Source organism: Pseudoalteromonas sp. APC 3495 (assembly GCF_030407645.1).
Lineage (GTDB): Bacteria > Pseudomonadota > Gammaproteobacteria > Enterobacterales > Alteromonadaceae > Pseudoalteromonas > Pseudoalteromonas tetraodonis.
This window is the reverse complement of sequence record NZ_JASDDA010000027.1, coordinates 46,104-58,363: the sequence shown is the minus strand read 5'-3', so window position 1 is coordinate 58,363 and position 12,260 is coordinate 46,104. Positions and strand designations below refer to the sequence as shown.

The following is a 12,260-nucleotide window of genomic DNA, read 5'->3' as shown; positions in this document are numbered from 1 at the left end:
CTCTTTGTTGCTCGGTTTTGACTTAGCCCACTAGGTTACAAACCTCGCGCCGCGATTAAACCGCCCCTAGTTTGAACGAATTTTAATCCACAAAGGTCAACAGACCCTAATATAATGGCAAAAAAATAACAGCGCTCCCAATTGGTGAATACCAAAAGCAGTAAGCATGGGCGTTTTTATTTATACTTAAAAAGGAGCTCAATATGGATAATCATAAAGCGGGTAAATGCCCAGTTATGCACGGCAGTAATACTACAACCGAAAACACCAATACAGATTGGTGGCCAAACTCACTTAATTTAGACATTCTTCATCAGCACGATAGCAAAACCAGCCCCTACGACAGCGACTTTAATTACGCCGACGCTTTTAATTCACTCGACCTAGAAGCACTTAAAACCGATTTAAAAGATTTAATGACTCAAAGCCAACCTTGGTGGCCAGCTGATTGGGGGCACTATGGAGGCCTGATGATCCGTATGGCATGGCACTCTGCGGGCTCGTACCGTTTAGCTGATGGTCGAGGCGGTGGTGGTACCGGTAATCAACGTTTTGCACCACTTAATTCGTGGCCAGATAATGCCAACCTAGATAAAGCGCGCCGTTTATTATGGCCAATTAAAAAGAAATATGGCAACAAGCTTTCATGGGCCGATTTAATTATTTTAGCCGGTAATATGGCGTACGAATCAATGGGATTAAAAACCTTTGGTTTTGCCGGTGGCCGTGAAGATATTTGGCATCCAGAAAAAGACGTTTATTGGGGCGCAGAAAAAGAATGGCTTGCGCCAAGTGATGAGCGATATACCCACGTTGATAAACCCGATACCATGGAAAACCCATTAGCGGCAGTGCAAATGGGTTTAATTTACGTAAACCCAGAAGGGGTAAATGGTAAACCCGATCCGCTTAAAACCGCAGAACAAGTGCGCGAAACCTTTGCGCGTATGGCAATGAACGACGAAGAAACCGCAGCGCTAACGGTCGGTGGCCATACAGTAGGTAAAACGCATGGTAACGGCAAAGAAGAAAACTTAGGCCCAGAGCCAGAAGCCGCCGATGTGCACGAGCAAGGCCTTGGCTGGAATAACCATAAAACCCGTGGCATTGGCCGCGATACCATGACCTCAGGTATTGAAGGCGCATGGACAACCCACCCAACTAAATGGGACAACGGCTACTGTAAACTGCTGCTTAATTACGAGTGGGAGCTAACCAAAAGCCCTGCAGGGGCTCATCAGTGGGAGCCGGTTAATATTAAAGAAGAAGACAAACCCGTTGATGTGGAAGACCCATCGATTCGTTTAAACCCAATAATGACCGATGCCGACATGGCAATGAAGCTCGACCCAGCTTACCGTAAAATTATTGAGCGTTTTAATGACGATTTTGAGTACTTTACTGACGTATTTGCCCGCGCATGGTTTAAGTTAACCCACCGTGATTTAGGGCCAAAATCACGTTATTTGGGCGCCGATGTACCAAGCGAAGATTTAATTTGGCAAGATCCTATTCCTGCAGTTGATTACACCCTAAGCGACGCTGAAATAACCGAGTTAAAAGCGAAGCTACTTAATTGTGGATTAAGTGAAACCGACTTAATTAATACCGCATGGGATAGCGCACGTACTTATAGAGGCTCCGATCACCGTGGTGGTGCAAATGGCGCCCGTATTCGCCTTGCTCCGCAAAATAGCTGGCAAGGTAACGAACCAGAGCGTTTAGCCAAGGTACTTAGCGCACTTGAAACACTGCAAGCGAGTTTAACTAAGCCTGTTAGTATGGCCGATTTAATTGTACTTGGCGGCACCGCTGCGGTTGAGCAAGCGGCTAAAAAGGCAGGGGTTGATATAACCGTACCGTTTGCCCCAGGGCGTGGCGATGCTAGTGATGACATGACCGACGCAGAGTCATTCGAGCCATTAGAACCAATTCATGACGGTTTTAGAAATTGGCTGAAAAAAGACTATGCTGTATCCGCCGAGGAGCTATTACTAGAGCGCAGCCAATTGATGGGGCTAACCGCACCAGAAATGAGCGTATTACTAGGCGGTATGCGCGTACTAGGCACTAACTATGGCAATAGTGAACATGGTGTATTTACCGACAAGGTAGGCGTACTGAGTAACGACTTTTTTGTTAATTTAACCGACATGAACAACCGCTGGGAGCCTGCAACTAAAGGCGAGTACAACATAGTCGACCGCGCTAGTGGTAAAACTAAGTACACGGCTACGCGGGTTGATTTAGTGTTTGGTTCAAACTCAATACTCCGTGCATTGGCAGAGTTTTATGCTCAAGACGATAACAAAACTCGTTTTGTACACGACTTTGTCGCCGCATGGGTAAAAGTGATGAACGCCGACCGGTTTGATATTAAATAAACCTAAGTAAAATTTAAAAAGGAGCAGCAATGCTCCTTTTTTGTATTATTTAGGTTAAAGGTTAAAGGTTAAAGGTTACGAGCTGCGGGCTGCGAGGCGCGGGTAAATGCAATGCTTATAAAATCGCTGCTGCAGGATAGTAGTTGGCTTTTTTATTTCCTCTAAAAGCGCAGCGTCTCTTCGCCCTCTTTGTGAATAAATCACTTAAAAATTATTTGAACAAAGAGAAGAAAATGAGGAGAAAATGAGGAGAAAATGAGCAGCCAACAGGCTTCGAGCTGCGAGGTGCGGGTAAATGCAATGCCTATAAAATCGCTGCTGCAGGATAGTAGTTAGCTTTTTTATTTCCTCTAAAAGTGCAGTGCCTCTTAATCTCTGTGGTGAATAAATAACTTAAAACCTATTTGCACAAAGAGCAAAGAATGAGAGCAAATGAGCAAATAAAAAATACAGCTTTTCTTTGCCTTTTTTATAAATAAATTACCAATTGCGTTTTAATTGATACCAAGCATAATTCTTCCGAACCCCGAACCCCGAACCCAAACTACAGGCACAAAAAAACGGCGCTTAAACAAGCACCGCTTTTAAATGGTTTAGGCTATTTCTTTAACCTTTAACCTTTAACCTTTAACCTTTAACCTTTAACCTAGCTCTTAAGCTACTTTATTTTCTTCGCAGCTTGCTAGGTATTCGTCAAACGTACCTTGAAAGTCAATTACCTGCTTGTCTTTAATATCAACAATACGGGTTGCCAGTGACGATACAAACTCACGATCGTGGCTTACAAAAATAAGCGTGCCTTTAAAGTCTTTTAGCGCATTGTTAAGTGCTTCAATGGCTTCCATATCCATGTGGTTAGTTGGTTCATCCATTATCAGTACGTTAACGTCTTGCATCATTAACTTACCAAATAACAAACGGTTTTTTTCACCACCTGAACAGTTACGGGCTTTTTTATTTGAATCGTCTGCGGTAAACAATAAACGCCCTAACATACCACGTACCATTAAATCGTTGTGCTTAGCGGTACGCCATTGCGACATCCAATCAAATAAAGTTAAGTCGTTATCAAAGTCTTTGGTGCTGTCTTGTGGGCAATAACCAAACGTGGCGTTTTCTGACCACTTAACTTCGCCCTCGTTGCTTTTAAGCTCGTTAACTAAACAGCGTAAAAAGGTGGTTTTACCCACGCCGTTTTCGCCGATAACCGCCAGTTTAGCACCGGCTTCGAGTAGTAAATCACCACCAGTAAATAACGTTTCACCGTCAAACCCATGGCCAAGCTTGGTTAACTCAAGCGCTTGGCGATACATTTTTTTGCCCTCATCAAAGTTGAGTGATGGGCTCATACGACTCGATGACTTAACTTCATCAAGCTTAATTTTATCCATTTTTTTAGCGCGCGAGCTGGCTTGTTTCGCTTTAGAGGCGTTAGCACCAAAACGGTTAACAAAGTCTTGTAACTCGTCTATTTCAGCGCTCTTTTTCGCGTTTTCAGCAAGTAATTGCTCGCGTTGTAAGCCTGAAGCTTCAAGGTATTTTTCGTAGTTACCTGGGTAAATACGCAGCTCACCGTAATCAATATCGGCCATGTGAGTACATACCGAGTTTAAAAAGTGACGGTCATGGGAAATAATGATCATGGTGCATTTACGTTGGTTAAGCTCATTGGCAAGCCACGTAATAGTATGAATGTCCAAGTTATTAGTAGGCTCATCAAGTAGCAAAATATCAGGATTTGCAAATAACGCCTGTGCTAACAGCACACGTAATTTCCAACCTGGGGCTACGTTTGCCATTAAGCCATAATGAAACTCTTTATCGATACCCGCATCAAGCAGAATTTCTTCTGCGCGGCTTTCTGCGGTGTAACCGTCCATTTCAGCAAATACGCTTTCAAGCTCGGCTACTTTCATGCCGTCTTCTTCGCTCATTTCAGGCAAAGAGTAAATACGGTCGCGCTCTTGTTTTACTTTCCAAAGCTCCACATCACCCATAATTACCGCATCAACCACGCTGTATTGCTCAAACGCAAACTGATCTTGGCTTAGGTTACCTAATTTTAGCCCCGGCGTAATAGACACATTACCTGCACTAGGCGTAAGCGCACCGCTTAAAATTTTCATAAATGTCGACTTGCCGCAGCCGTTAGCGCCAATTAAACCGTAACGGTTACCGTTACCAAATTTAGCTGAAATGTTTTCAAACAACGGCTCTGCGCCAAACTGCATCGTAATATTTGCGGTGGAGATCAAAAAAAGTAATCCTAGAAAATTAATGGCAGGGTTAAGCTGCAGCAAGGCGCCGCATAAATAAACAAGCAATAGAGTAAATAATAGGCCGCGAATTATACAGATCCGCGCTTCAAGATGAAAGGTAAAAGAATAATCTACGGGTTCAGTAATTTGGGTAAATGGCTTGTATAGCGGATTTATTTTGCTTAATTAACTCATTTATAGCTTGTAACTCTATTTGGCTAATGGTTTTTTTACTTAGCATTAAATGAATAGAACTCTTATTGATGGCCGCCATATTAGTAACCGCTTCTATTGCTGGGTATTGGTTTATAAAATATTGCGCTGCTAGTTCGTCTTCAATTGCGTAATCAACTCTATTTTTATTGAGCATTGCAAAACGTTTCTCGGCGGTAGGCATCATAATAACGTTAGCGGGGTGGTTCTGTTTAAACAGCTCAAACGCAACGCCATAATAACTGCCACGGTTAACCGCCAAGGTTAAATCTTTATAAAAAATATCGCTAATGTTATTTAAATCAGGCGATTCGGTGTATTTATACAGGCGAACTACTTCATCACGATAGGCATCGCTAAAATAGGCAAAATCAGCTCTTGCTGATGTTTTACTCGCGGCAAAAATAACATCAATACGGCCTTCTTTTAATTCTTCAAAAGCGCGCGATGAGGTAGGCAGCAACATAAATTTTAAACAAAAAGATGAGCCGTTAAAAATCGTGTTTAACACGTCAATTTCAATGCCCGTCAGGTTACCGTTAACGACAATTACATAGGGTGGCCAATTGTTTTCATTTGTGCCTACTTTAAGTGTTTTAAAGCAAGCAAATACGTTACAGCTGCTAAGCAGTAATACAACAAAAGCGACTTTAAGCATTTTATTACTCGAGGCTACAGCGTTATCATCACTAAAGTATAAACCAGACTACAAATTTAGCCCGTTTTACATCAATTAAAGCAACAATGCTGGCTTCCTATGTTTTATCTAATAATGGCAAATACGTTAAATAACACTATCACTAAGGGGTTGGTACTAATCCTAACGACGCCCTATAAGCTTTAAGCTGTTTGTCGCGACCAATTTCATCGGTTAATTTATTCCAGCCGGCCTCAATGTTTTCAACCGTTTGGTCTACGGTTTGGGTGTGCCTTAGGTATTTAGCCACTTCAGTGTCGAGTATGTCTCTAAAGTAGCGGTTGTTTTCAAAAATTCTCAAATCAAGAATAATATTGGCGTTATTAACGGTTTTAGAAATAGAGCCCAAGTAAAAATGCAGCGTACTTTTACTCATGCCTTGTTTAAGCCAGTTTTTGTGGTTAACCAATTGAGAGGTACGATACGGGTTCATACCGGTGGCACCTATGGTCACATCTTCATTCGATTGCAAAGGCTGAGTAACATACGACAAGTAGTTATAAGCGAGGTTTTTTTTGTGTTTTGAGCTGGCATTATTAATTGAGCCTACCCAACCACCAAAAGCTGCATAAGGAGCATAATTAATATCGCCAATGGCAAACGGGCATAAGTTAGCATTGCAACGTTCAAGCTGGCCTGTTTTACGGTTTAATACCTCAGTAGCTCCGGGCAATATACTCACCCCAGTTTTGTTTTTCACTTTAGACTCAGGTAACACGGCCATAGTACCAATGTCGCCCCATTCAATGGCTAAGGCGCAGCGCCCGCTTATAAACGCATACCTTACATCATTGGTATCAAAGTTAAGCTCATCAGCAGAGCCAAATTCAGTGGTTTTTTTATAAATTTTTAAGGCTTTTTTAAAGGCATCGTTATTCACTAATGGCGCCATAGTTCTTGTATTAAAAAATATGCCTTGAGAAGTGCCTTTGCTTTGCAAAAAACTGCCCGCAATCGAAAGCAAAGACCAATACGATTGCTCATTGGCTTTTTTAGAAATACACGAGCCAAAATCGCCCTCGCCATCTCCGTTCATATCAACGCCATTTAATTGCTTGGCAATAGCAAGGTAATCATCCCAGGTTCTAGGTGGAGCCAAACCATATTTTTCTAAAATATCGAGGCGGTAATAAAGTAAATGTATATCACCATCGAGCGGAATCGAGTAAATTTGGCCGTTATATTTAGAGCTAAAGTCTCTAAAAAAACGCGATACATCATTCCATTCAATTAAAGAGTCGGAGGCTATGTAATTATCTAAACGCGCTAAGTAATTATTTTCTGCAAAATCCACCATCCAGAGTGAGGCATAGGCAATAATATCGTATTGGCTCGTTGGCGAGCTTAAATCTTTGTTTATTTCGTTATATAACTGGCCAAAAGGCACTTTGGTGACATTAACTTTAATACCAGTTTGTTGTTCAAACTCTAAGCCTCGTTGAATTAAAGGTTTACTAATGAGGGTGCCTAAATCAACTGTAAGCACATTGAGCTGGGTAGTGGCTTGTTGTGGTGTGCTTGGTTGGCTTTCTATTTTAGAGTGGGGCAGGGTAATTTGTGCAACGCATTGAAAAGCCAACATTAAGCTTATAACTAAAGCAAATACAACTCTCATAAAAAACTCAACCACAGCAATATGTAATTACTACTCTAGTCTATATTTTGCGGAAAGGGAAAAGGCAGGTAATTGTAAGCAATAAACAACGCCTCTAACTCACCACTGGCAAGTAGTTTTGCAAATCCGGCGTCAAAAATTTGTGCTAACTCGCGGCCTTTGGCGTTATCGGTAAAGGCAATGTATTGTTTTACAGGCACAATGTTTTCGATTTGATACTGCTGTGGGTCAAAATTCATTTTTGATAACTCAGTGGCGTTAGCAATCAGGGTTTGCTGCAGCGCTTTACGGTTATCTAAAAAGAAATCAAGCCTATCGAGCTTAAGCATCTTAACGCCTTCAATTCGCTGGGTAACCTGCTGCAAATCAATCGGCACATACAAATAATTATTGTAGTTAGCGCCCCTTAACGTACCCACCGATCTGTTTTGTAACGAATACTCGCCTTGCCAATTTTTAAACCGATCTTTTTTAAACATCGCCGACACAAAAGTAATATCGTAATGCCACACCGGAAAGTACAAGCCTTCCACTTCATTTTGCCTTGCGCTTAACATGGCATCAGCATTGCCATTGGCCGTCCATCGATAAGCACGAGACTGAGGTACAATCATAATATTAAGTTCAATCGATTGCGCAGCAAAAATTTTAGTAAGCATATCAACATAAAGGCCAGAGCCGTCTTTTTCTACCAGCCCGTCAATGGTGTCGGTAGCCAGTACAATTTTTTTAATATCGCTCGACGCCCAACCACTGCTAGGCACGCCTAAACAAAGCGCTAAAAGTACAGCTAATAACCACCTAAACCTAACATTCATTGTAAGTAACACCTCGGTACTTAAACACAGCAACACCAACAGTATATTCATACTAGAAAAAGTTGAATAACGATCTTATGGGTAAACATAGCACACTATAATGACCAATAAGTGAACGGTGCAATACGTGCTCATACTATTACACTGCAGGATAAATAACAGCCATGTTTTTAGTGTGGATTAAGGTAAGAGTTTGATTATTGCTACTCATTCAAATAGCGCCGAGGCGTTTATATAACTTTAATATTTTCAAAGATGTAGAGTTAATAGGTAAAAGTGTAAATAACATTGGTTTATAGCCGTTAAACAGTGCTTTTTTGTAATAAAAACATACTACTTAGGGCGTATATATTGCCGTAGCTCTATATTTTTAAATGTTGATACTGTAGATTAGTTATAAATGAATACCAGATTAATAAATAAACCAAGGAGCGGTGAATTTAGTGCCTACTAAAACACTCAATTACTACAATCAACATGCGCAAACCTTTAGCGATTCAACGCTTAATGTTGATATGTCGGCGCTTTACGCTGAGTTTTTACCGCTTATCCCTAAACACGGCCATATATTAGATGCAGGCTGCGGTAGCGCCCGCGATGCTATGTATTTTAAACAGCAAGGTTTTACTGTTAGCGCATTTGATGCAAGCGAAAATATTGTAAAGTTAGCCAGTAATTACTTACAACAAGCTGTAGAGGTTAAAACCTTTCAGCAGCTAAATTGTACCAATAAGTACGATGGCATTTGGTGCTGCGCCAGTTTATTGCATGTGCCAAAAGTAGAGTTACCGCAGGTGTTTTTAAAGCTGCAAAATGCCCTAAAACCAAACGGTGTTTTGTATGTGTCGTTTAAGTACGGCACGCAAGAACGCGTGCATAATGGCCGTGAATTTACTGACTTAAATGAAGATGGCCTAACCGCGCTAATTACCCACCACACCGAGCTTAAAATACTAAAACAGTGGCAAAGTGTTGATCAGCGCCCAGAGCGCGAGAGTGAAGTGTGGCTCAATGCATTATTAACGCGCAGCGAATTAATAAATGAATAGCTTTAACGAACAGCACCAATTGCAAAGTAATAAGCAGCAGCTTATTACGGGTGCCGATGACCCGCTATTACCTAATCTTGTACATGCAATAAATAATGCCACAGAGATTGAAATCACAGTGTCATTTATCCAACCCAGTGGCTTGGCTTTGTTATTTGACCCACTCAATGAAGCTTTACAAAGTGGCGCAACACTAAAGCTGTTAACCTCCGATTACCTTGATATTACTCATCCTAATGCGCTCAGAGAGCTAATGGTATTAGTGGATCGTGGTGCTGATGTGCGTATTTACCAAACACAGAGCAACCAAAGCTTTCACATGAAGTCGTATATTTTTGTCAAAACAAATGACACCAGCGAAATTATGTCTGGTTGTGCCTTTATCGGCTCAAGTAACATTAGCGCCAGCGCACTTACTAAAGGTCATGAGTGGAATTTTAGACATGATTACATGCAGCCAAAAACAAGCCAAGCAGCGCAGCAATTTTTAAGTATTCGGAATGCTTTTTACGCTATTTTCAACCACGAGTTTGTCAGCAATTTAAGCCATGAATGGATTAATAACTACATTGCTAGGCGCAAAACACAGCAGTTTGTAGCGGTAAATCATGCCGATACAGCGGAACAAATTATTGAACAAAGCGAAGCTAAAACACCAAGGCCAGCTCAAATTGAAGCGCTCAATGCTCTAGCGCAAACTCGCGCTGAGGGCTTTAAACGTGGCTTAGTAGTGTTAGCAACAGGCATGGGTAAAACATGGTTAAGCGCGTTTGATGTTAAACAATTCAAAGCTAAACGGGTATTATTTGTCGCGCATCGTGAAGAAATACTTGTACAAGCACAACGTACTTTTGCTGAACTACTGCCGCTTTCAACGGGATTCTATAACGGTAAACACCGCGACAAAAACGCCGACTGTTTATTTGCTTCTATTCAAACCATTGGACGAAGTAATCATTTAAAGCAATTTGCACCAACGGCGTTCGACTACATCATTGTTGATGAGTTTCATCATGCCAGCGCACGTGTTTATCGTCAGCTATTAAACTATTTTGAACCACAGTTTTTACTCGGTTTAACCGCCACGCCAGAACGAACCGACCAAGCCGATATTTTAGGGTTGTGCGACAACAATTTAGTATTTGAGCGAAACTTAACGCAAGGGATAGATCAAAAAACGTTAGTGCCGTTTCATTACTACGGCATTTGGGACGAAAACGTAAACTACCAGGCCATTCCATGGCGCAATGGTCGATTTGATCCCGCAGCACTAGAAAACAAATTTGCGACACAAAAACGAGCCGATCATGCGCTTGCACAGTGGCAACAATATAAACAAAAACGCACCTTAGGATTTTGTATTTCCACTAAACATGCCGATTACATGGCTGATGCGTTTAATAAAGCGGGTGTAAAAGCGCTATCAGTGCATAGCCAGTCAAAAGTACGCCGTAATGATGCACTAAAACAATTAGAACAGCGTCAAGTTGAAGTATTATTTACCGTTGATTTGTTTAACGAAGGGACTGATTTACCAAGTATTGATACCATATTAATGCTGCGCCCAAGCGACTCTAAAATACTATTTTTACAGCAATTAGGGCGGGGTTTACGCACACTCGAAGGTAAAACACATTTAGTGGTGCTTGATTTTATTGGTAATCACCACAGCTTTTTAAATAAACCCTATGCACTACTACATGAAACCACGCCAAGTGGTGTAGTGAAAAAGCTTAAAAAGCCAAATCTAGCTGATGGCTGTTTTATAAATATTGATTTAAAAGTCACCGACTTCTGGCAACAGCTAGCTAAGGCGCAGCGCACCACTGCGCTTGAAGATATAACACAACTTGCTGAGCAACTTGGGCATTTACCCACCTTAAGTGAGTTTTACTACCACTATGGGGATATAAAAAAGGTAAACAGCAATTACACTAGCTGGTTTGAGCTAATTGCTAAAACACAAAACATTGATGATGAGGCACAACAAGGTGCTGAGCAACTAGCGCTGTTCTATGACTTTTTACATAAGGGCATACAAACAACCAGTATGACCAAATGCTTTAAAGCTATTTTGCTTGAAGCTTATGTGGCATTAAATGGTTTTACCATTCCCCCAACAGTTGCAGAACTTGCAGCCATGAGTGCTAAAGTATTAGCGCGCCATCCAAATTTAAAACAACACGATTTATCAGCCAAAGAGCAGCAAGCTGCCGCTGATTCACAAACATGGCAAAGCTACTGGCGTAAAAACCCAATCAAAGCTTACACCAATAAAAATAAAGATGGCACGCAGTGGTTTACGCTAGAAAACGACACAGTAAAAGCCACGTTTGACGTACCCGCAGATAAACTCGAATTACTAAACAACGCCGTATTAGAGCTGGTTGAATACAGCTTAGCTAAATACAGCCAACGGCTAAAAGTAAACGTAGCAACAACTGAACAAAATACCGAGCAACAAGCTGACAATGTGACCCAGCTAGCGTTTAAAGATCGTGCCGATACAGCAGAAGAGAAAGATAACACATTAAAGCTGCCGTATTTTCCCAATATAAAAATTGCCTGTGGGCATTTTAAAACAGGGGATGAAAGCGATATGGAATTGATGGACGCGCCACTTGGCGCAGGTAAGCTCGACCCGCAAGTGCATTTTTTAGCACACGCATCGGGTAACTCAATGAATGGCGGTAAACACCCAATACTTGATGGTGATTTACTGCTACTTGAGCTTATAACGTCCGATAAAGCAGGATCGTTACGCGGCCAAATAGTGGCAATAGAACGAGATGATATAGGCGGGGAAGGGCAGTATTTACTGCGCAAAGTTAATAAATTACCCAACGGGCAATATGAGCTGATTGCTCAAAACCCCGATTACGAGGTAATGATTGCAGATGAAAGCATGCGAACATTCGCACGGTTTAAACAAGTGGTTGCAGAGTAGTTTGTAGTCGCGCTTTAACTTGTAGGCGCAGAGCTTGCTCGCGCGAAAAGCGCAGCTTTTAAAATTGTAGGTCGTGCCGTAGGTGGGAGTTTACCTCGCGCTTTTAAAGTGTAGGAATTGGCTTGAGCCGTGATTTTTACATGGTTTTGGGAAAAGGGATTAAAACCTCTATTCGAGGTTTTATCGCGTTGGCGATGGCAACCAAAGGGCGGCTGCCGCCGACCGCCCTTTGGAATCCCACGGCGCGCCCGAGGATCACACTGTGTCCTCAAGTTAAAA

The 12,260-nt window shown here is 41.7% G+C and carries 7 protein-coding genes; 3 read left to right on the top strand and 4 right to left on the bottom strand.

Annotated elements, in window-relative coordinates; genetic code table 11:
• The first annotated feature begins 203 nt into the window (after positions 1–203).
• A complete protein-coding gene (katG, locus tag QL984_RS11940) occupies positions 204–2,384 on the top strand; it encodes a catalase/peroxidase HPI (RefSeq protein ID WP_138764052.1) in 2,181 nt (726 codons plus the stop codon).
• A gap of 653 nt (positions 2,385–3,037) precedes the next feature.
• Here katG and QL984_RS11935 read toward each other — a convergent pair.
• From QL984_RS11935 to QL984_RS11920, 4 genes are all read right to left on the bottom strand, one after another.
• On the bottom strand, positions 3,038–4,639 hold the full coding sequence (locus QL984_RS11935; RefSeq protein WP_024601143.1) for an ABC-F family ATPase: 1,602 nt from the start codon (positions 4,637–4,639) through the stop codon (positions 3,038–3,040).
• Positions 4,640–4,781: 142 nt separating this feature from the next.
• Positions 4,782–5,513: a transporter substrate-binding domain-containing protein gene (locus tag QL984_RS11930; RefSeq protein ID WP_138764724.1), complete on the bottom strand. Its 732-nt coding sequence runs from the start codon at positions 5,511–5,513 to the stop codon at positions 4,782–4,784.
• Positions 5,514–5,655: 142 nt separating this feature from the next.
• Entirely contained in the window at positions 5,656–7,167 is a 1,512-nt protein-coding gene (locus QL984_RS11925; protein WP_138764725.1) for an extracellular solute-binding protein, read from the bottom strand.
• Positions 7,168–7,202: 35 nt separating this feature from the next.
• A complete protein-coding gene (locus QL984_RS11920) occupies positions 7,203–7,985 on the bottom strand; it encodes a transporter substrate-binding domain-containing protein (RefSeq protein ID WP_290172802.1) in 783 nt (260 codons plus the stop codon).
• Positions 7,986–8,428: 443 nt separating this feature from the next.
• Here QL984_RS11920 and QL984_RS11915 point away from each other — a divergent pair, with 443 nt between their 5' ends.
• Together QL984_RS11915 and QL984_RS11910 are read left to right on the top strand one after the other, a co-directional pair.
• Positions 8,429–9,034 carry a class I SAM-dependent methyltransferase gene (locus QL984_RS11915; protein WP_138764727.1) on the top strand — a complete coding sequence of 202 codons (606 nt, stop codon included), beginning with the start codon at positions 8,429–8,431 and terminating at the stop codon, positions 9,032–9,034.
• Positions 9,027–11,981: a DEAD/DEAH box helicase family protein gene (locus QL984_RS11910; protein WP_138764728.1), complete on the top strand. Its 2,955-nt coding sequence runs from the start codon at positions 9,027–9,029 to the stop codon at positions 11,979–11,981. Before QL984_RS11915 ends, QL984_RS11910 begins: the two co-directional genes overlap by 8 nt.
• Positions 11,982–12,260 lie beyond the last annotated feature (279 nt).

What these genes read in the sequence shown, in the direction of transcription:
- katG (WP_138764052.1), top strand. Translation starts at nt 204, where the DNA reads ATGGATAATCATAAAGCGGGTAAATGCCCAGTTATGCACGGCAGTAAT.
- QL984_RS11930 (WP_138764724.1), bottom strand. Translation starts at nt 5,513, where the DNA reads ATGCTTAAAGTCGCTTTTGTTGTATTACTGCTTAGCAGCTGTAACGTA.
- QL984_RS11925 (WP_138764725.1), bottom strand. Translation starts at nt 7,167, where the DNA reads ATGAGAGTTGTATTTGCTTTAGTTATAAGCTTAATGTTGGCTTTTCAA.
- QL984_RS11920 (WP_290172802.1), bottom strand. Translation starts at nt 7,985, where the DNA reads ATGAATGTTAGGTTTAGGTGGTTATTAGCTGTACTTTTAGCGCTTTGT.
- QL984_RS11910 (WP_138764728.1), top strand. Translation starts at nt 9,027, where the DNA reads ATGAATAGCTTTAACGAACAGCACCAATTGCAAAGTAATAAGCAGCAG.